Source organism: Mesorhizobium sp. WSM4816 (assembly GCF_055811535.1).
Genome location: NZ_JBVVQR010000002.1, coordinates 48896 through 69757, shown reverse-complemented (window position 1 = coordinate 69757; position 20862 = coordinate 48896). Strand labels below are relative to the sequence as shown.

At 64.2% G+C, this 20862-nt stretch carries 18 protein-coding genes; 11 read left to right on the top strand and 7 right to left on the bottom strand.

Translation table 11 applies throughout. From position 1 onward, the window contains the following. Positions 1–27 precede the first annotated feature (27 nt). The gene (ehuB, locus tag AC0L3H_RS02450; RefSeq protein ID WP_473584379.1) at positions 28–894 is read right to left on the bottom strand and encodes an ectoine/hydroxyectoine ABC transporter substrate-binding protein EhuB; all 867 of its coding nucleotides are present in this window, start codon (positions 892–894) and stop codon (positions 28–30) included. 218 nt (positions 895–1112) lie between these two features. Here ehuB and AC0L3H_RS02445 point away from each other — a divergent pair, with 218 nt between their 5' ends. From AC0L3H_RS02445 to AC0L3H_RS02420, 6 genes are all read left to right on the top strand, one after another. After that, the gene (locus AC0L3H_RS02445) at positions 1113–2303 is read left to right on the top strand and encodes a M24 family metallopeptidase (protein ID WP_473584378.1); all 1191 of its coding nucleotides are present in this window, start codon (positions 1113–1115) and stop codon (positions 2301–2303) included. 76 nt (positions 2304–2379) lie between these two features. After that, positions 2380–3528 (top strand): M24 family metallopeptidase, encoded by a 1149-nt coding sequence (locus AC0L3H_RS02440; protein WP_473521572.1) that lies wholly within the window; start codon positions 2380–2382, stop codon positions 3526–3528. Positions 3529–3537: 9 nt separating this feature from the next. Next, positions 3538–4794, top strand: coding sequence for a sarcosine oxidase subunit beta family protein (locus tag AC0L3H_RS02435; RefSeq protein ID WP_473584377.1), 1257 nt, complete (start codon positions 3538–3540; stop codon positions 4792–4794). 13 nt (positions 4795–4807) lie between these two features. Beyond that, entirely contained in the window at positions 4808–5104 is a 297-nt protein-coding gene (locus AC0L3H_RS02430; protein WP_473584376.1) for a sarcosine oxidase subunit delta, read from the top strand. Further along, positions 5101–8055 (top strand): sarcosine oxidase subunit alpha family protein, encoded by a 2955-nt coding sequence (locus tag AC0L3H_RS02425; RefSeq protein WP_473584375.1) that lies wholly within the window; start codon positions 5101–5103, stop codon positions 8053–8055. Before AC0L3H_RS02430 ends, AC0L3H_RS02425 begins: the two co-directional genes overlap by 4 nt. Beyond that, positions 8048–8545, top strand: a complete 498-nt coding sequence (locus AC0L3H_RS02420; RefSeq protein WP_473584374.1) for a sarcosine oxidase subunit gamma — start codon at positions 8048–8050, stop codon at positions 8543–8545. Before AC0L3H_RS02425 ends, AC0L3H_RS02420 begins: the two co-directional genes overlap by 8 nt. Before the next feature lie 27 nt (positions 8546–8572). Here the strand turns inward: AC0L3H_RS02420 and AC0L3H_RS02415 are convergent, their stop codons facing one another. From AC0L3H_RS02415 to AC0L3H_RS02390, 6 genes are all read right to left on the bottom strand, one after another. Then, positions 8573–9607, bottom strand: coding sequence for a phosphotransferase family protein (locus AC0L3H_RS02415; RefSeq protein ID WP_473584373.1), 1035 nt, complete (start codon positions 9605–9607; stop codon positions 8573–8575). 31 nt (positions 9608–9638) lie between these two features. Further along, a complete protein-coding gene (locus AC0L3H_RS02410; RefSeq protein ID WP_473584372.1) occupies positions 9639–10850 on the bottom strand; it encodes an acyl-CoA dehydrogenase family protein in 1212 nt (403 codons plus the stop codon). Positions 10851–11145: 295 nt separating this feature from the next. Next, positions 11146–12108, bottom strand: coding sequence for a 3,5-dioxohexanoate:acetyl-CoA acetone transferase (gene kce, locus AC0L3H_RS02405; protein WP_473584371.1), 963 nt, complete (start codon positions 12106–12108; stop codon positions 11146–11148). Next, entirely contained in the window at positions 12105–13052 is a 948-nt protein-coding gene (locus AC0L3H_RS02400) for a 3-hydroxyacyl-CoA dehydrogenase (RefSeq protein WP_473584370.1), read from the bottom strand. The genes kce and AC0L3H_RS02400 overlap by 4 nt, the downstream gene beginning before the upstream one ends. 11 nt (positions 13053–13063) lie before the next feature. After that, a complete protein-coding gene (locus tag AC0L3H_RS02395) occupies positions 13064–13870 on the bottom strand; it encodes an SDR family oxidoreductase (RefSeq protein ID WP_473584369.1) in 807 nt (268 codons plus the stop codon). A 150-nt stretch (positions 13871–14020) separates the two neighbouring features. Continuing rightward, the gene (locus AC0L3H_RS02390; RefSeq protein ID WP_091597522.1) at positions 14021–14692 is read right to left on the bottom strand and encodes a GntR family transcriptional regulator; all 672 of its coding nucleotides are present in this window, start codon (positions 14690–14692) and stop codon (positions 14021–14023) included. Positions 14693–14837: 145 nt separating this feature from the next. Here AC0L3H_RS02390 and AC0L3H_RS02385 point away from each other — a divergent pair, with 145 nt between their 5' ends. Genes AC0L3H_RS02385 through AC0L3H_RS02365 form a run of 5 tightly spaced genes read left to right on the top strand, consistent with a single transcriptional unit; the run spans position 14838 to position 20807 of the window. After that, positions 14838–15425 (top strand): amino acid synthesis family protein, encoded by a 588-nt coding sequence (locus AC0L3H_RS02385; RefSeq protein ID WP_473584606.1) that lies wholly within the window; start codon positions 14838–14840, stop codon positions 15423–15425. After that, a complete protein-coding gene (locus AC0L3H_RS02380; RefSeq protein WP_473584368.1) occupies positions 15418–17226 on the top strand; it encodes an alpha/beta fold hydrolase in 1809 nt (602 codons plus the stop codon). Before AC0L3H_RS02385 ends, AC0L3H_RS02380 begins: the two co-directional genes overlap by 8 nt. Next, positions 17223–18275, top strand: a complete 1053-nt coding sequence (locus AC0L3H_RS02375) for an LLM class flavin-dependent oxidoreductase (protein WP_473584367.1) — start codon at positions 17223–17225, stop codon at positions 18273–18275. Before AC0L3H_RS02380 ends, AC0L3H_RS02375 begins: the two co-directional genes overlap by 4 nt. After that, on the top strand, positions 18272–19747 hold the full coding sequence (locus tag AC0L3H_RS02370) for an aldehyde dehydrogenase (protein WP_473584366.1): 1476 nt from the start codon (positions 18272–18274) through the stop codon (positions 19745–19747). Before AC0L3H_RS02375 ends, AC0L3H_RS02370 begins: the two co-directional genes overlap by 4 nt. A gap of 55 nt (positions 19748–19802) precedes the next feature. Next, complete coding sequence (locus AC0L3H_RS02365; protein ID WP_473584365.1) at positions 19803–20807, top strand: ABC transporter substrate-binding protein; 1005 nt, start codon at positions 19803–19805, stop codon at positions 20805–20807. Positions 20808–20862 lie beyond the last annotated feature (55 nt).

Genomic DNA, 20862 nt, shown 5'->3' with positions numbered 1-20862 from the left:
GCTTTCGCGCCGCCAGCAGTTGGGAACCTATTTGCCCGCGCAAAGCTCCGCGGTGGTCTTGTTGGGCAGGTAGTCCTTGCCGAAGCCGAGCGGCTCGACCAGCGCGATGTGCTCCGGCGAACCGAGGAACGTCTTCAGCTCGGCGTTGAACGCCTCCTGCAGGTCGGTATCTTCCTTGCGGAAGCCGAAGCCGCCATGGCCTTTCACCGACTTGCCGGCAACCTCGCCGAACGGCTTGGTCGATTCGACGCCGTCGGCCTTCTTGGCCATGTCGGCGATCGAAAGAGCGGTTAGCGCGGCAGCGTCGGCACGGCCCGACTGGACGGCGGCGACCAGACTGGACTGGTCGGGCAAGGCAACGATCTGCCCGGCGGCGACACCAGCGTCCTTGGCATAGCCGCCCTCGACGGCGCCGGCCATCACGGCGAGCTTGAGATCAGGGTTTTCCTTGATGCTGGAAAAGTCCTTCACGCCCTTCGGATTGCCTTTTGCCACCAGCATGGCCTGACCGATGCCGTAGGACGGCTCGGAGAAATTGATCTCGGCGCAGCGCTTCGGATTGATGAACATGCCGGCGGCGATGATATCGAAGCGGCCGGCCTTGAGACCTGGGATAAGCGAGCCGAACTCGGTCAGCACGCCGTCAACCTGCGCGATACCCATCTTGGCGAGCACCGCCTTGGCAACTTCCGGCGCTTCGCCGGTCAGCTTGCCGTCAGGCGTGGCGTAACCGAACGGCGCCTCGTTGGCAAAGCCGACGCGGATGTAGCCGTCCTTCTTGGCCTGTTCGAGGGTGGTTTCCGCGTAAGCGGGCAGCGCCGTGAGTGATGTCGCGGCAAGCGCCAGGCAGGCGGCTTTCACGACCATCCGGCGCGATATCGATGATTTGAACATGCTTTTCTCCCATTGAACAACTGACTGATGATTCCCAGGGCGCGGCCTTCTTCGAGGTCGACACCTGCTTGCCAAGACGTATACAACTGCCCTAGACATTGTGCAAGCTAAGATATAAAAACTACAGAAATCTGGTAATAATTCGTAATCAGATCACACATTATTACCAGTTGTGCACAATTTGAGGAAAAACCAGCGTACTGGCAGGTGGGATTTCGGTGGCGAGCGCGAGCGGTTTCGGGACTTTCACGCAAGCGGAGTATGCGCAGCGCCTGGCCGGCGTGAAGTCACGCATGGAGAAGGCCGGCTTCGACCTCATCATCTGTCAGGACCCAGCTAATATGTGCTGGCTGACCGGCTATGACGGATGGTCGTTCTATGTTCCGCAATGCGTGCTCGTCCATCTCAGGGAAGACCGGCCGATCTGGTTCGGCAGGGCGCAGGACGCCAGGAGCGCACGCCTGACCACCGGCCTGCCGGAGAAGAACATCGTGCCGTTCTCGGAACGGCTGGTGCAGCAGCCCGTCGAACACCCCTATGACGAACTCGCCCAGCGGATCCGGTCGCGTGGCTGGGGAAACGCCCGCATCGGCGTCGAGATGGACGCGCATTATTACACCGCGCGCTGCCATGCCCATCTCGTCAGCGGGCTGCCTGACGCGCACTTCGCCGACAACCACGATCTCGTCAACTGGGCGCGGCTGGTCAAATCCGAAGCCGAGCTGGCGCTGATCCGCGAGGCCGGTGCGATCTGCACACACGCCATGAAACGCGCCATAGAAAAAATGCGGCCCGGCGTGCCGCAGAACCATGTCATTGCGGAAATCTATCACGCACAGATCACGGGCGTGCCCGGAGCGGGCGGCGACTATGCCGCGATCTGTCCGCTGATGCCCGTCGGCGAGGGCACCAGCACGCCGCATCTGACCTGGTCCGACGCGCCGCTGCCGGACAGCGGCCTCGCCATTCTGGAGATCGCCGGGGTGCGGCGGCGCTATCATGCGGCGCTGACGCGGACCGTGCATTTCGGCAAGCCGCCGCAAGTCCTCGTCGACATGGCCAAGGCGATCGTCGAGGGCGTCGATGCCGGCCTTGAGAAGGCCCGCCCCGGCTACACCGCCGAAGAGGTGGAAGCCGCCTGGCAGGCAGTGTTGAGGAAGAACGGGTTGAAGAAGGAGAGCCGCGTCGGCTATCCGGTCGGGCTCGCCTACCCGCCCGATTGGGGCGAACGCACCGCAAGTCTTCGTCCCGGCGACACCACCAGGATGCAGTCCGGGATGTGCTTCCATTTCATGGCCGGCGTTTGGCTCGACGATTTCGGCATCGCCATCTCGGAATCCTTCGTCGTCACGGATCGCGGCGGCGAACGCCTCTGCGACGTGGCGCGCGAACTCATCGTCATCGACTGAGCATGGGGACTGGAAGCCGGTCACTGACGAAAGATCATGCCGGCAACGAAACCGGTAACCAGCACGAGGACGCCTGATGGACCGTAATCCGTTTTCCGAAGCCGAAATCGCCGGCCGCCTTGTCAGGGTCCGCACGGCGCTGGCCGAGCGCGAGCTCGACGCGACGGTCTTTGCTTCGCCGGAGAACGTCTTCTACCTCACCGGGCTCGATCACTGGGGATATTTTGCCCCTCACCTGCTGATCGTCCCGCTCGAAGGGAAACCTGTCCTGGTCACCCGCTCGATGGAAAGGGTGACGATCGAGAAACAGGTGACGGCAGCGGAATTCCGCGGCCATTCCGACAGCGAAACGGCGGCCGACCTTGCCGCGCGGGTGCTTGCGGAGCTCAGCCTGTCCGGCAAGCGGATCGGCCTCGAATACTGGACGGCCGGCCTCAGCCATGGGCTTGCCGTCGCACTGCAGACGCAGGCCGATGCCAGATGGAGCGATGTTTCCGGGCTGGTCGACAGGATGCGGCGAGTGAAGAGCGCCGAGGAACAGGCACTGATGCGTCAGGCGGCACAAGTGACCGACGCCGCCGCCGGCGCCGCGATCGCCGCGATCTCGGACGGTGCCTCCGAACAGGAGGTCGCGGCCCAGTGCGTTGCGGCGATGATCCGCGCCGGCGGTCATGCTCCGGGCTTCGGCCCGTTCATCCGCCCGGCCGCGCGCCTGGGCGAAGAGCATACGACCTGGGGCGACGGGATCTACCGCAAGGGCGAGCCGGTCTTCGTCGAACTGTCCGGCTGCATCTCGCGTTATCACGCGCCGCTCGGCCGGCTCGTTCGCATCGGCCATATCAGCGACGAAGACGCCGCGATGGCGGAGGTGACCGCCAGGGCGTTCGATGCCGTCGTCGAGGCACTCAGGCCCGGCGCCAGGGCGCGCGACGTCTACGCCGCCTGGCAGACCGTCGCCGACGAGGCCGGTCTTTCCCATTATCGCCGCCATCACTGCGGCTACCTTGTCGGCGCCGGACAGCCGCCATCATGGACTGGCGGCAATTCGGTGACCGGCTTGAGGCACGATTCCGATCTCGAAATCGAGACCGGGATGAGCTTCCACATCCTGTCGTGGCTGATGGGCACCGGTCGCGGCGATGACTTCGTCTCCAACACCGTGCTTCTGACCGATGCGGGCGCCGAAGTGCTTACCCGCACGCCGGCCGGCCCGATCGTTCGATAGGCCGCAGGGATGGCGCGCTACTCGGCATTTTCGATTTTCCGCAACGCGCTGTCTGGCCAGAAGAACTGGCAGCGCGCCTGGCGGGCAGCGGAGCCAAAACCGTCCTACGACGTGATCGTCATCGGCGGCGGTGGACACGGCCTCGCTACCGCCTTCTACCTCGCCGAGAACCACGGCATCCGCAACGTCGCGGTGCTCGAAAAGGGCTATGTCGGCGGCGGCAATGTCGGCCGCAACACCACCGTCATCCGCTCCAACTACCTGCTCGACGGCAACACCCAGTTCTACGAATTCTCGATGAAACTCTGGGAGAACATGTCGCGGGCGCTGAATTTCAACGTCATGTTCTCGCAGCGCGGCCAGCTCGTCACCGCGCATTCCGCCGACCAGCTCGACGGCTTCAGCCACCGCGCCAACATCATGCGGCTGAACGGCATCGATGCCGACATCCTCGACCGCGACGCGGTGCGCCGTCTCGTGCCCTATCTCGATTTTTCCGACACCGCCCGCTTTCCGATCCATGGCGCCATCTTCCAGGGCCGGGCGGGCACGGCGCGCCACGACGCGGTCGCCTGGGGCTATGCGCGCGCCGCCGACGGCCATGGCGTCGACATTATCCAGAACTGCGAGGTGACAGGCTTCCTCCGCGACGGCGACAGGATCGTCGGCGTCGAAACGACGAAAGGCCGGATCGGCGCCGGCAAGGTCGGCCTCGCTGTTGCCGGTCATACATCCGTGCTCGGCGCCAAGGCCGGCCTGGAACTGCCGATCGAAAGCCACGTCTTGCAGGCCTTTGTCACCGAACCGCTGAAGCCGTTGGTGGACCATGTTGTCGCCTATGGCGCCGATCATTTCTACGTCAGCCAGTCGGACAAGGGCGGGCTGGTCTTCGGCGGCAATCTCGACGGCTACAATTCCTACGCCCAGCGCGGCAATCTGGGCGTCGTGCGCGAAGTGGCGGAGGCGGCGATCGCTCTAATGCCGTGCATTTCGCGCATCCGACTGCTGCGCCATTGGGGCGGCGTCATGGACATGACGCCCGATGCGAGCCCGATCATCTGCCCGACGCCGATCGAGGGGCTCTATCTCAACGGCGGCTGGTGCTATGGCGGCTTCAAGGCGACGCCGGCTTCCGGCTGGTGCTTCGCCCACACGATCGCCACCGGCAAGCCGCACCCGTTGATCGCAGCCTACGGGCTCGATCGTTTCCGCACCGGCCACACGCTCGACGAGGCTGGCGCCGGCCCCTCAGCCTGGCTGCAATAGGAGGCGCAAGACAATGCTGCGCATCGAATGCCCCTGCTGCGGTCTGCGCGACCATGACGAGTTCCGCTACGGCGGCGACGCTTCCGTCACGCGTCCGGCGCACGACGATCCCGATCCCGAGGCTTGGTACCGTTACGTCTATGTCAGGACAAATCCGGCTGGCCTGCACCGCGAGTTCTGGCAGCACGTGACCGGCTGCCGCCAATGGCTGGTGATCGAACGCGACACGCGCAACCACGCCATCGCATCCGTCGATCTCGCCAGGCAATTGTCGGCCAGGAAATCACCCGCCAGGAAATCACCGGCATGAGTTCGAACCACAAGCGGTTGTCGATGGGCGGCCGTATCGACCGCGAGCAGCCGGTCGAGTTTACCTTCGACGGCCGGAGCCTGATCGGATATCGCGGCGACACGCTTGCCTCCGCGCTGCTCGCCAACGGCGTCACGCTGGTCGGGCGCAGCTTCAAGTATCACCGTCCGCGCGGCATTTTTTCCGCCGGGGCCGAGGAGCCGAATGCACTGGTCACGCTTGCAACCGCAGGCAGGCGCCAGTCGAACCTGCCGGCGACGACGCTGGAACTCCAAGACGGCCTAGTCGCGGAGAGCCAGAACCGCTGGCCTTCGCTTGCCTTTGACGTGCAAAGCGTCAACGGCCTGTTGGCGCCGTTCCTGTCGGCCGGCTTCTACTACAAGACCTTCATGGGCCCGACGCGCCGCGCCTGGATGTTCTACGAGCACTTCATTCGCAAGGGGGCCGGGCTTGGCAGAGCCGGCACCGATCCCGACTCAGACCGCTACGACATCAGTCATGCCTTTGCCGATGTCGCCATCATCGGCGGCGGCCCTGCAGGATTGTCGGCGGCGCGTGCTGCCGCAGCGGCCGGCGCGCGGGTGGCGCTGATCGAACAGGATTTCCTGCTCGGCGGCCAGCTTCTGGCGGAAGCTTCCGACAGCGCTGCGGCCGCATGGCTCAGACAGGCCGAGGCCGAGCTGGACGGCTTCAAAACCGTCGCCCTGATGAAGCGGACGACCGCTTTCGGCATCTATGACGGCAATGTCATCGGACTGGTCGGGCAACGCGACCCAACCAATCCACAGCCGGCCGGCGAAGTGTTGCAGACATTGACCATGCTTCGCGCCCGCTCGATCGTTTTCGCCACCGGCGCCATCGAGCGGCCAATGGTGTTCTCCAACAACGACCGGCCCGGCGTGATGCTTGCGTCGGCCGCCCGGACCTATCTCAACCGCTTCGCCGTCCTGCCCGGCAAGAAAATCATCGTCGCCACCGGTAATGACAGCGCCTGGCGCGCCGCCTTCGACCTTTCCGGTGCCGGCGCAGAGGTGACGGTTGCCGATGTTCGCGCAGCGCCGTCCACAGCGCTTGCCGCAGAAGCCGGACGGCTCGGCGTGGTGGTGCGGGCCGCAACGCGCATCGTCGACCTGCATGGCGGCCATGCCGTCAGGCGTGCAACGCTGAGCGGAGCGGACGGCCAGTCCGAGGCCGCATGCGACCTGGTCTGCGTGTCCGGCGGCTGGTCGCCAACCGTGCATCTCACCTCGCACCTGGGCGTCAAACCTCAATATCGCGACGACATTGGCGGCTTCGTGCCGGGCGCGTTTCCGGCGGACCGGTTCGGCGCCGGCTCGATGATGGGAATTTTTTCGACCGCCGATGTCATCGAGGACGGTCATCGCGCCGGCACCGAGGCGGCATCGTTCTGCGGCAAGTCGGCGCCGGTGCCCGCTCCGTCAAAACTTGATCTTGGCGAGACCGCCACGGCCCCGTTTCGCGAAATCCCTTCTCTCGGCCGTGGAAAGGCCTTCGTCGATTTCCAGATGGACGTGACGACCGCGGATATCGAACTCGCCTATCGCGAGGGCTACGAATCGGTCGAGCACCTGAAGCGCTACACCACGCTCGGCATGGGCACCGACCAGGGCAAGACCAGCAATTTTGCAGCGCTTGCCTCGATGGCGGCCTTACGCAATGCAACCATTCCCGAGACCGGCGCCACAACCTTTCGACCGCCCTATACGCCGGTCGCCATCGGTGCGCTTGCCGGACGCGCCATCGGCCATCATTTCAAGCCGATCCGCCGCACGCCGATGCACGACTGGCACATGGCGAACGGCGCCGAGATGCTGGAGGTCGGGCTCTGGATGCGGCCCTATTTCTACAGGCAATCCGGGCTCGACGTGAACGGAGCGTATGTCGCCGAAATGCGGAGTGTGCGCCAGGCCGCTGGCCTGATGGACATCTCCACCCTCGGCAAGATCGACGTCCAGGGCCCGGATGCCGCGATTTTCCTCGATCGCATCTACGCCAACGGCTTTGCCAAACTGCCGGTCGGCCGTGCGCGCTACGGCGTCATGCTGCGCGACGACGGCATCGTCTTCGACGACGGCACCACGACGCGGCTGGCCGAGAGCCGGTTCTTCATGACCACCTCGACCGCCAAGGCCGCCGACGTGCTGTCGCGTCTTGAATTCCTGCTCGATACGGCCTGGCCGGATTTGCGCGTCGCCGTGACCTCGGTGAGCGATGAATGGGCGGCGATGTCGGTTGCCGGACCGAAAAGCCGTGCAATTCTTGCTGCGGCATTTCCCGCTCTCGATGTTTCCGACGCGGCACTTGCGCATATGGGATTGCTCGAGAGCGAATGGCAGGGCCGTGCGCTCCGCATCCTGCGTCTCAGTTATTCCGGCGAGCGCGCCTACGAAATCTATGTCGGCGCAACTGCCGGTGAACAGCTTTGGAGCCGCCTGCTCGAAGCAGGCAGGCCGCTCGACTTGAAACCTTACGGCGTCGAGGCGCTCGGCGCGCTGCGCGTCGAAAAGGGCCATGTCGCCGGACCTGAAATCGATGGGCGCACGACGCTCGACGATCTTGGCCTCGGCCGCTTGGCGGGCAAGCGTACCGGCTTCGTCGGCGACGTGCAGCGACGGCGCCCCGCCTTCCAGGCGCCCGACCGCCAGCGCCTGGTCGGACTGGAATGCATCGAAGAGGGAAAACGCCTTCGCGGTGGCGCCATCCTGTTCCTGCCGGGCGAGAAACCTTACGGCCACGGGCGCGGCCGCGTCACCTCCGTCACCTTCAGCCCCGAACGCGGCCACTATGTCGGGCTGGCCTTGCTTTCCGGCGATGTCGCCAGCGAAGCAAGCGAGGTCGTGGCCGTCTATCCGATGAAGGCCGAAACGGTCCGTGCCCGAATCGTCTCGCCGGTATTCCTCGATCCGCAGGGGGAACGACTGCATGGCTAGCCCGGATTTCAGCCTGTCCGTGGTCGATTGCCCACTCATCCAGATCGAGGGCTGGGACGGCACGCTGGGGCAATTCGAATCGAGCCTCTCTGCGTCGCTCGGCACGAAACTTCCCGCCTCGGTCGGAGAGACGGTCCGTCATAAAGGTTTTCTCGTCATCCGCGTCGCGCCTCGCCGCTTGTGGCTGGCTCTCGACGACGGCGCGCAAGCATCTTCGCTTGCCGTCGACCCGGATCTCGGCTGTTCGGTTTCTCTCGGCGAGGGTCGCGTGCGTTTCAGGATGGCTGGGGCGGACATCGCAGGAGTGCTCTCCAGATGTATCGCCGTCGACTGGTGCGCGCCGGCGGCCGCCCCGGGCCGCGCCGTGCTGACATCCTTGCACCATGTGCCCGTGCTGTTCCTGCGCACCGGCGAGACCGCGTGCGAATTCATCGTGCCGCGAAGTTTTTCGCAAAGCCTCTCGGACTGGATTGCTGACGTCGCCGGGTAGGGAAAGGACCAGGCGCGAACGCCCCCCTCAGGAGGAGCCACTCCACGGTCTCGCTCCTTGGATGATCTCTTGAGCACGTTCGGCAAAGCGACCGGCGAGCGGCGACTTGCTGGCGGCATCGGCCGACGCCGCGCTGCCTGCCCGCGCCCGGTCGGCGATGCCGACGAAGATCACAGCGAAACGGAACAGTGAAAAAACCAGGTGGAAGCGTTGCAAGGGCGCAGTGGGTACGGCACGGGCGAAATAATGATCGAGGAATTCGCGCTGGCTGGGAATGCCGAGGGCGGCATGATCGAGGCCGAGGATGCCGCCATATTCGTTCGGGGTCGAATGCCAGGTCATCGAGCAAAAGCCGAGATCGGCGAGCGGATGGCCGACCGTCGACAGCTCCCAATCGAGAATGCCGATCACCTCCGGCTTGCCGGGATGGAACAGCAGATTTCCGAGGCGGAAGTCGCCATGGGCGATCGACACGCGCCCATCATCCGTGGGCAGATGCTGCGGCAACCAGTCGGCGACCGCTTCGAGTGCCGGAATTCTGTCACTCGGCGATTCCCTGAGCTGCCGGGTCCAGCGGCCGATCTGGCGCTCGAAATAGTTGCCGGGCCGGCCGTAATCGCCGAGACCGACCGCGTCGGGACGGACAGCATGCAGCTTGGCCATCGCTTCGGCCATGCCGAAATAGATGGCGCGTCGCTCCGCGGGGACGAGGCCAGGCAGCGAACAGTCGTGGAAGACGCGACCATCCAGCCGCTCCATCAGGTAGAACGGCGTGCCGAGCGGCTCGGCGCCGGCGTTATAGAGCACCGGCCGCGGCACCGGCACGTTGGTCGCTGCGAGCGCTTCAAGCACGCGGAACTCGCGGTCGACGGCATGCGCCCCGCGCAGGATCGGCCCGGCCGGCTTCTTGCGCAGCACCATGCGATGCGCACCATAGTCGACGAAGTAGGTGGGGTTGGACTGCCCGCCGCCGATCCGCTCGAGCGTCATTGCGGCATCGCCGAAGCGGTTCGCGAGAAAGCCCTTCAATGCAGCAGGATCGAAATCCGCATTCAACGGCATCTTTTCCTCCTGAGATGCCACCCCGCGTCCGCTATGCCTCGCCTTCGACGGTCCAGCGCCAGAAGCCCCTCTCCTCGTCGTTGAGGAAACGGTTCAGCACCATCTTGTGGACCTCATCGGCGCCGTCGACCAACCGCGCCTGGCGCGCATAGCGGTAGATCCATTCGAGCACCGTGTCCTTCGAATAGCCTCGCGCGCCATTGATCTGGATCGCCACATCGGCCGCGTCATGCAGCACATTGGCGACCTGGACCTTGGCCATCGATACTTCCTTGCGGGCAAAGCCGCCGCGGTCCAGCTCCCACGCAGCCTTCATCACCAGGATGCGGCCGATCTCGATGCGCATGGCGAGGTCGCCGAGCTTCAGCTGGACGCTTTCGCGGTCGGCGAGGCGCTGGCCGAAACCATGGCGCTCGGCAGCGTAGGCGCGCGCGATCTCAACGCAGCGCTTGGACAATCCAAGCCAGCGCATGCAGTGGGTAAGCCGCGCCGGGCCGAGCCGCACCTGCGTCACCTTCATGCCCCTGCCCTCGCCAACCAGCATGTCTTCGACAGGGATTTCGAGCCCCTCGAATTCGAGCTCGCAATGCCCGCCATGCTCCTCCGGGCCCATGATCTCGATGCGGCGAATGATATGCCAGCCCGGCTGGTCCTTGTGGAACATCAGGGCCGACAGACCGTGGCGCGGGTCGTCCGAGGTTCGCGCGATCAGGATGAAATGGCTGGCCTCCTCCGCGCCGGTGATGAACCATTTGCGGCCGGTCACTACGTATTTGTCGCCGCGCCGCTCCGCACGCGTCATGATCATCGAAGGGTCCGAGCCGCCGCCGGGATGCGGTTCGGTCATGGCAAAGGCCGAGCGTACCTGGCCCTCGACGATCGGCTTCAGCCATTTTTCCTTCTGCGCCAGCGTGCCGAGCGCCTCCAGAACCATCATGTTGCCATCGTCGGGCGCTGCCGAATTGAACACCACGGGCCCGAAGATCGACCGGTTCATCTCCTCGTAGCAAACCGCAATATCCATCTTGCCGAGACCGGCGCCGCCGCTTTCCAGCTTGAGCTGCAGGCACCACAGGCCCGCCATACGCGCCTTGGCGCGAAGCGTCTCCAGCAGCGGCAAGGCGATATTTCCATGTGCGTCATAGGACGTCTTGTCGGCCTCGAGCGGCAGGATCTCACGCTCGACGAAGTCGGCAATGCGGACGCGGTAATCTTCGGTGCGGGCAGGAATGTCGAAATTCATGGACAACTCCCAGCGATGAAACGAGGTGGCCACCATCGATGGACGAGATCGCCGAAAAGCATCGGGTCCATATCTGAAATCGAGCGCGCGCTCGTTTTCCTTATTCGCCTCTATCCTCTTTTGCAGCTGCCGTCATCCGGCGAAGCGTGGTTCCGCCACGCCCTTGATGCCAAGGCCGGTTATCGCGAACAGGCTGCCGCGCAGGACGCCATCGCCGGGGAGGCGCGGCAACGACCCCCACGACTCTTCATGCCGTCCTCCTCTGTTGGCACCGTGCGGCGATAGGCGAGCCGCCTCAGAACGCGACCTTGTCGCCGCCCTTCAGTGACAGGATCTCGCGCGCCTCGTCGGGCGTCGCCACTTCCATGCCGAGCCCCTCGATGATCTTGCGGGCAAGCACCACCTGCTCGGTGTTCGATTTGGCAAGCTTGCCCTTGCCGGCCCACAGACTGTCTTCGAGCCCGACGCGGATGTTGCCGCCAAGGGCTGCCGACTGCGCCGCGATGCGCAACTGGTTGGCGCCGGCACCGAGCACCGACCAGCGGAACTGGTCGCCGAACAGCCGGTCGGCGGTGCGCTTCATATGGGCGACATCTTCGGGATGGGTGCCGATGCCGCCAAGCAGACCGAACACCGACTGCACGAAGAACGGCGGCTTGACCAGCCCGCGATCGGCGAAGTGCGAGAGATTGTAGAGATGGGCGATGTCGTAGCACTCGAACTCGAAGCGCGTGCCGTTGTCGTAGCAGGTCGCAAGGATGTATTCGATGTCCTTGAACGAGTTGCGGAAGACCAGGTCACGCGTCGCTTCCAGATGCGGCTTTTCCCAGTCGAACTTGAAAGTCTCGTATTTGTCGACGAGGTGATAGAGCCCGAAATTGATCGAGCCCATGTTGAGCGAGGCGACCTCTGGCTTGAACTCGGCGGCCGGGCGCACGCGTTCCTCGACCTTCATGTAGGGACTGCCGCCGGTGGTGATGTTGATGGCGGCATTGGTGGCCTGCTTGATGCGCGGCAGGAAGCGGGCGAAGGCCGCCGGCGTCTGGTCGGGCTTGCCGGTCTCGGGGTCGCGGGCATGCAGGTGCAGGATCGCCGCACCTGCCTCCGCCGCCGCGATCGCCTCGGACGCGATCTGGTCCGGCGTGATCGGCAGATAGGGCGACATGGTCGGTGTATGGATCGCCCCTGTCACCGCACAGGTGATGATAATTTTGCCCCTGGTCTGCGTAGCACCGGGCTTGCGGCTTGTTTCCGTCATCTTCCAAACTCCTGATCCGATTTTTTCTTGTGCGTGGCCAGCGCCATCAACCGGCGGTCGCGCCAAACCTGCCGTTCGCCGAGTTCTTCCCGCGGCAGCCGTTTGCGGCGGTCGGCCTCCACCGTCTCGATGACTTCGCCGGCCCAGTCGACGCGGCGCAGCATCTGCGGAAAAATGTTGGCATAGATCGATTGATAGCGCTCGACATAGTCGCGTACACCGCCCGGCGCATTAAGGTCGATCGTTTCGAACGGACCCATGAACGACCAGCGCAGCGCCAGCCCGTCGCGAATGCCGATATCGACATCCTCGACGCTGGCATAGCCGTCGGCGACAAGTCGAAAAGCCTCCTCCAGCAGCGCGCCCTGCAGGCGGTTCATGATGAAGCCGTCGAGCTCGTGCTTCATCACCAGCGGCGCGTGGCCCGCATCGACGAGGAAGGCGCGGGTCCTTTCGACCGTTTCGGAAGACGTCCATGGCGCCGGCACGACTTCCGCGGCCGGAATGAGGTAGGGCGGATTGATCGGATGCACGACCAGGCAGCGGTGCCGCCCTTGCAGATGGTCGGTGAATTTCGACGGCAGCAACGCTGAGGTGGAACTGGCGATCACCGCTTGCGGACCGGCCATTGCATCGATCTGCGAGAACACCTCGCGCTTCACGTCGAGGTTTTCCGGCGTGTTCTCCTGGATATGGACCGCATCGGCCAGCGCTTCTTCGAGCTCCGCAACGACGGCAATGCGACCAAGCACGACGTCGATTGCCTGCCCCCGCAGCAGATCGTTCGCAGCGAGGTCACCGAGCACGCCGGCGATGTAATCGTGCGCACCTTCGGTCGCGGCCGGCGACTGGTCCCACATCCGCACATCGTGGCCGGCGCGGGCAAAACTGATCGCCCAGGCCCGCCCGATGAACCCGCTGCCGACAATCGCTACCTTCATCATGGTCGGGCTCCTCAAAGGGTTTCGACATTACCGTCGACGCCGAGCGACTGGCCGGAGATGTTGATCGCCGCATCGGACAACAGGAAAGCGACCATCGCGGCGACGTCATAGGGGCTGGTCATGCGGCGCAGCGAGATGTTGTGGAGATAGCGCTCCGTCATCTCCTCGTTCGACACACCGAGCTGCCTGGCCCGGTCGGCGATAACCTTGTCGATGCGTGGTCCCTCGATGATGCCGGGCAGGATGGCGTTGACCCTTATGCCGTGCGGCCCGAGTTCCTTGGCAAGGCTTTGCGTGAAACCGATGACGCCGAACTTGGCCGCCGAATAGGGGGTGCGGAAAGCGTAGCCATGGCGGCCGGCGGCGGACGACATCGAGACGATCGAGCCGCCGCCCGCCGCCTTGATCAGTGGCACGGCACGCCTGGCGCAGAGGAACTGGCCGGTCAGGCAGATGTCGATGCAGCGGCGCCACTCCGCCGGATCGATTTCGTCGACGCCGCCGGTCGGCCCGGCGATGCCGGCATTGTTGATCAGCGCGTCGAGGCCGCCGAGCTTTTCCTTCACCGTCTCGAACAGAAGGTCGACGTCGTCTTCGCGCGAGACATCGGCCTTGACCGCGGCGACCAGGGCGATCTTGTCCGGAGCGGCTGCCAGCGCCTCGTCGGAGACGTCGCAAACGACGATGCGCGCGCCGAGCCGCGACAGCGTGTCGGCAATGGCCAGGCCGATGCCGCCGGCGCCTGCCGTCACCAGCACGCGCTGCCCGTTCAGCCCGGTCAGAAAATCATCCGCCGATGTCGGCGCCCCTTTGCTCATCGTGTATCCCTTCTCATTGCAGCCGCCGTTCGCGCAGCGCCATGACAGCGCCCAGAACGACCAAGCCGTACAATATTGCCCCTGAAATTGTGACGAAAGCACTGCCCTCTGCGAGGGCGACGGACGATTCCGTAATGTGAAATTTCTGCTTCAGCTGTTGCGAAGGGTCTGTTGCGCAATTCGCCAGGCCTGCTCCACATGCCGCCGGGCCGCGGCTTCGGCGGCATCGCCGTTGCGCGACTTGATCGCGTTCATAATGTCGGTCATTTCGGCAATTGCGGCATCGCGGCGATTCTCCGAAGCGATGGTCATGGAACGCAGCTGGTTGATGCGGACGTTCAGACCCTGGACGATCTCCCAGGCGATGCGCTTGTCGGCGGCATCGAAAAGCACCTCGTAGAATTTTGTGGTCGCCCGCATCACCTCGATCGGATTGGCTGATGCCCACGCCTTGAGCAGCACATCGAACGCGCGCTCAAGCGCGGCGATCTGGCCCTCAGTCGCCGTCAGCGCGCAGGCGCGCGCCGCGATGCCCTCCATCAGAGCGCGCAGTTCATAAATCTCGTCGGTGCGGCTGAGATCCGGCCTGGCCACCGCGGGTCCATGGCCAGGTATCATCTGGACGAGGCCCTCGGTCTCCAACTGCCGCAGGACCTCGCGCACCACCGAGCGACTGACGCCGAGTTGGTCGCAAAGCGGCCGCTCGACCAACCGTTCGCCAGGCTGGAAGTGAAACCCCATGATCGCGTCGCGCATGCGCTCCAGCGCCAGCGTTCTTAGCGTCTTGGCGGATCGTTCGATCCTCAGTGTGTCGTCGGCCAATTCATATACTCCCGGCATCCGCAAGAAACAGATTCGACGATCCGTTGACAAGGGATTTGGTCTTCAATAGTATGGTATACCATAAGACGGCTAGGCAAAAGCGGAACTTTTCCGGATGCCTCAGCCGACCCACACCGAGGATTCGATGAAGCCGGCCATTCGAAAGATCGTCACCCATGTCGAGAACACGCTAATCGAAGGCGGCAAGGCGGCCCCCCGGCCGCTGCGCCTGATCGGCGTGGCGGCGGTGCTCGACAACCCCTGGGCCAGGCGCGGTTTCACCGAGGACCTTTCGCCTGAGATCCGCGCCTATGCGCCGGTTCTGGGGGAGATGCTGACCCATGAAATCCTCGCAGTTGCCGGATCCGGCGAAGCGATCGAAGGCTACGGCAAGGCCGCAATCTGCGGCACATCAGGCGAGATCGAGCATGCCTCGGCGCTCATCCACACGCTGCATTTCGGCAACCACTATCGGCGTGCCGTCGGCGCCAAGACCTATCTTGCCTTCACCAACCTGCGCGGCGGGCCGAACACGCCGATCATGATCCCGCTCATGGACAAGAACGATGAAGGCCGACGTTCGCACTACCTGACGGTGCACTTCCAGATCGGCGACGCGCCGGCGCCGGACGAGTTGGTGGTGGCGCTTGGCGCCTCGATCGGCGGACGACCGCATCATCGCATCGGCGACCGCTACCAGGATCTCAAGGAGGTCGGCGACCTGCATGGCTGAGCTGACGGACCGTGACTGGCATCGCGGAACGGCGCCTGACGGCACCGGTTTCATCCGTGCCGGATCCGGCGCGCCGGTCCTTCTCATCCACGGTGTCGGCATGAACGCGGCGATCTGGGCACCCCAGATCGAGCTGATGAAAAACAGATGGGATGTGATCGCAATCGACATCCTGGGACACGGCCAGTCGCCGTTGCCGCCCGAGGACGCCAGCCTTGCCGATTATGCCGGACAGGCAATTCGGCTTCTCGATCACCTTGGCCTGGATGCCGTCTCGATCGTTGGCCATTCAATGGGGGCGCTGGTCGGGCAGGAAATCGCTCTCAATGCACCCGAACGGGTTCGTAGCCTCGTCTCGCTCAATGCGGTTTTTCGCCGCCCGGCGGAGCTTGCGCAGGCAGTGCGCGAGCGCGCCGCCGAACTGAATGGCGCGGAAAACCCGTCGGGGACGGACGCAACGATCGCGCGCTGGTTCGGCAACCCGGTCCCCGACAGCCTGGCCGAGGCGGCAATGATGACGCGCGTGGCACTGCAAAGCGTCAACTCCGAGGGCTATGCGCGCACCTATCGACTTTTCGCCCATGCCGATGCGGCGCATGGCGATCGTCTTTCCGGTCTCGCAATGCCGGCCCTGTTCATGACCGGTTCGCAGGACAGGAATTCCTCGCCTGCGATGTCGGCGGCGATGGCACGCCTCGCGCCGCGCGGTCGCTGCGTCGTTCTGGAGGGCGAACGACATATGATGGCCGTAGCCTCGCCTGACGTGGTCACACGGCGCATTGTCGATTTTCTCGAGAGCAACGACGGCGCAAGCCCATCGGCGCGACCGGCAATGGACACAGCCTTCGACGCGGGCGAATTCAGGCGGGCGCTCGGTTCCTTCCTGACCGGCGTTACAATCGTCACCGCAATCGGGCCGGAAGGAGAGCCTCGAGGCTTCACCGCCAATTCGTTTACATCCGTCTCGCTCGATCCGCCGCTTGTGCTGGTCTGCATCGCCAAGAAAGCGCTGGGTCATCCGGTGTTTTCGACCTCGAAGTGCTTTGCCGTCAACGTGCTCTCGGAGGAACAGCGAGCCGCATCCGGCGTCTTCGCTTCGAAATCGCAGGACAAGTTCTCGGCTGTCGAGTGGCGCTTCGGCCCGACCGGCAGCCCGCTGCTCGCTGGATCGGTGGCTACGTTCGACTGTGACATGGAGCAGTTGGTCGACGCCGGCGACCATTCGATCCTCATCGGCCGCGTTCGCGAATTCTCCCACAATTCATCGCAGCCCCTCGGCTATTGCCGTGGCGCCTACGTCTCGCCCGGCCTCAGCCAGGAAGCACTGGCGGCCGCGCCGCCCGACATGGAGGTCGGCGCCATCCTCGAAGATGAAGGCCGCGTGCTGTTCCTCGAAACCGCCGACGGCTTTTTCGAACTGCCGGCGGGCCGAGGGCTCGGGGCACCCGGCGACACGCGAAGCCTTAGGGGACGCCTCGCTGCGAAAGCCATCGAGGCTCATCTCGGATTCCTGTTTGCGGTCTGGGACGACGCCGCAAGCCCATCGCGAACGCACGTCTACTACCGCGGCACGCTAGCCGCGCCCCACTCCAGCGATCGCCAGGTCCGGCTCGTCGACATCGACAGGATTGCCGGACTGAACATCGCCGACGCTGCCGTGCGCTCGATGCTCGCCCGCTATGTTCGCGAATGTCGGGAGGATGCGTTTGGAGTCTATGTCGGCAACGCAGTCGAAGGGGAAGTCCGTCCGCTCGCCAAGCCGGTAGCAATCAACACTTCCAGTCCGGGTCAACAGATATGAAGTTCTCGCTCTTCGTCCATATGGAACGCTCGGACCCGGCAAAGCCGCATGCCGACCTCATTGATGAGCTTGAGGAACTGGTCGTGATGGCCGAGGCGGCAGGCTTCGAGACGGCCTGGATCGGCGAACACCACGGCATGGAGTTCACCATCTCGCCAAACCCGTTCATCAACATTGCCTATCTCGGCGCCAGGACGAAGCGCATCCGGCTCGGCACAGGAACCGTCATCGCGCCGTTCTGGCATCCGATCAAGCTCGCCGGCGAGGCAGCCATGACCGATGTCGTCACCGGCGGCCGGCTCGACATCGGCATCGCCCGCGGCGCCTACAGCTACGAGTACCAACGCCTGTTCCCTGGGCTCGACGCCTGGGGCGCGGGCCAGCGCATGCGCGAGATCATCCCGGCCATCAAGGGCCTCTGGGAAGGCGATTTCGAGATGTCCGGCGAATTCTGGTCGTTTCCCTCGACCACCTCGTCGCCCAAGCCGGTGCAAAAGCCGCACCCGCCGATCTGGGTGGCGGCGCGCGATCCGAACTCGCACGACTTCGCCGTCTCCAACGGCTGCAACGTCCAGGTGACGCCGCTCGCCTCCGGTGACGACGAAGTAACCAGCCTGATGGAGCGCTTCAACGCGGCGTGCGCGGCGCATCCCGACATGGCCCGCCCCGAGATCATGCTGCTGATGCACACATTCGTTGCCGAAGATGCCGCCGATGCGGAGCAACTGACGAGGGACCTGTCGCTGTTCTACTGCCAGTTCGGCGCGTGGTTCCAGAACAAGAAGCCGGTTCGCCAAGGCATATTGGAAGCGCTCTCCGACGACGAGATCGCAGCCATGCCGCAATATGGGCCGGACAAAATCCGACAGAACCTGGTCATCGGCGAAGCCAAAGAGGTGATCACCCGGCTTAAGGCATATGAGGCGCTCGGCTATGACCAGTACTCGATCTGGATCGACAGCGGTCTGCCGCACGAACGCAAGAAGAAGTCGCTGCAGCTGTTCGTGGACAAGGTGATGCCGGCCTTCGGGCATGGGAGGCCGCAATGACCCTTGTGGCCTTCAGCAACTTCATAGATGGGGCGTTCGATACGCCGACAGCCACCTTCGAAAGCACCGATCCATCAACCGGAGCGCCCTGGGCGACGATGCCCGCCGCAACCGAGGCCGATGTCGACCGCGCCGTCGAGGCGGCGCACCGGACGCTGCACTCGGTCGCGTGGGCCTCGCTGACGGCGACGGCGCGCGGCAAGCTGCTGGTGCGCCTCGGCGACCTGGTCGTCGCCAATGCCGGCCGCCTGGCCGAACTGGAAACGCGCGACACCGGCAAGATCATCCGCGAGACCCGCGCCCAGATCGCCTATGTCGGCGACTATTATCGCTACTATGGCGGGCTTGCCGACAAGCATGAAGGCTCGCATGTGCCGATCGACAAGGCCGATATGGACGTCACCATCCGACGCGAGCCGATCGGCGTCGTCGCTGCCGTCGTGCCGTGGAATTCGCAGCTCTTCCTTTCGGCCGTCAAGCTCGGCCCGGCGCTGGCCGCCGGCTGCACGGTCGTCCTGAAAGCCTCGGAGGATGGTCCAGCGCCGCTGCTGGCCTTCGCCGAACTCGTTCATGAGGCCGGATTTCCCGCCGGAAGCGTCAACATACTGACCGGGTTCGGACACGATTGCGGCCGGCGCCTGACAAGTCATCCGCTGGTTTCACGCGTCGCCTTCACCGGCGGACCTTCGACCGCTCGCGCTATCGTCCGCAACACGGCGGAAAATCTCGCCTATACGACGCTGGAGCTGGGCGGGAAAAGTCCGGTTGTCGTTTTCGCCGACGCCGACTTGGACAGCGCGGCCAACACGGTGGTGGCCGGGATTTTCGCAGCGTCTGGACAAAGCTGCGTCGCCGGCTCCCGGCTGCTTGTCGAGCGTTCGATAAAGGCCGAGTTCCTGGACAGGCTGAAGCACAAGGCCGAGGCCATCAAAATTGGTGATCCGCAGGATCCAGCCACCGAAATGGGACCGCTGGCAACGCCACGTCAGCGGGAATGGATCGAGAAGATCGTTGCCGAGAGCCTCGCCAATGGCGGGACGCTGGTCACCGGCGGAAAAAGGCCCGACATTCATCCGCACGGCTTCTACTACGCACCGACCATCATCGATGCCGAGGATTCAGCGCTGCCCTGCGTGCGCGAGGAATTGTTCGGTCCGGTGCTTAGCGTTCTCACCTTCGACACGGAAGCCGAAGCCCTGGCGCTTGCCAACGATACGCCGTTCGGCCTCGCTTCGGGCGTGTTCACCACCAATCTCGCCAAGGCGCACCGCATGGCGCGCGACATCCATGCCGGCATCGTCTGGGTCAACACATACCGCGCCGTTTCGCCGCTCGTGCCGTTCGGCGGCTATGGTCAGTCGGGGTTCGGCCGCGAGGGCGGGCTCGACGCCATCCGCGACTACACGCGCCCGAAATCCGTCTGGATACGGATATCCGACGAGCCGGTCCCGGACCCGTTCGTCATGCGATGAGGCAATCGCGCAATTCATAAAAACAAGAACCAGACAACCAACAGAGGAGAATGACATGAAACTGATTTTGACCGGCATTTTGGCCGCACTCCTGGCAGCCACTGCCGCACACGCCGATGAAATGGTGTTCACCAGCTGGGGCGGAACCACCCAGGAGGCGCAGACCAAATCCTGGGCTGCTCCGTTCGAAGCCAGTTCCGGCATCAAGGTTCTGCAGGACGGCCCGACCGACTACGGCAAGCTGAAGGCCATGGTGGAAGGCGGCAGCGTCGCCTGGGATGTCGTCGATGTCGAGATGGATTTCGCCATCAAAGCGGCCAAGGACGGCCTGCTCGAGCCGATCGATTTCAACGTCGTGCCGAAAGCCGATCTCGATCCTCGCTTCACCACCGAGCATGCGGTCGGCAGCTTCTACTACTCCTTCGTTCTTGCCTGGAACAAAGGGGCGGTGTCGGCCGAGCCAACCGGCTGGGCCGACATGTTCGACCTGACGAAATTTCCCGGCAAACGCACGTTTTACAAATGGTCGGCACCGGGCGTCATCGAGATTGCGCTGTTGGCCGACGGCGTGCCGGCGGACAAGCTCTATCCGCTCGACCTCGACAGGGCGTTCAAAAAACTCGACGCGATCAAATCGGAAATCGTCTGGTGGGACAGCGGCGCGCAGTCGCAGCAGCTGATCGCCTCCGGTGAAGCAGCCTTCGGGCAGCTCTGGAATGGACGGGTCTTCGCCCTCGAGCAGGACGGCGCCGATGTCGGCGCATCCTGGAAACAGAACATGACTGCCGCCGACGTGCTGGTCATCCCCAAGGGTTCGAAGAACAAGGCGAGCGCGATGAAGTTCCTGGCCACAGCGATAAGCGCGAAAAGCCAGGCCATGTTTGCCGAAGCAAGCGGCTACGCCCCCATCAACACGGCAGCCAAGGCCGAAATGCCGGCCGATGTCGTCAAGTCGCTGCCGGACGCCTATGTCGACGGGCAGATCAACCTCGACATGAACTACTGGGCTGAAAACCGCGATAAGATCGCCGAGCGCTGGTACGCCTGGCAGGCCAAATAGCCGCCGACCTCACCCATGAACCGGCGGGGCGTCGCTAGGCGTCCCGCCTGAGCTG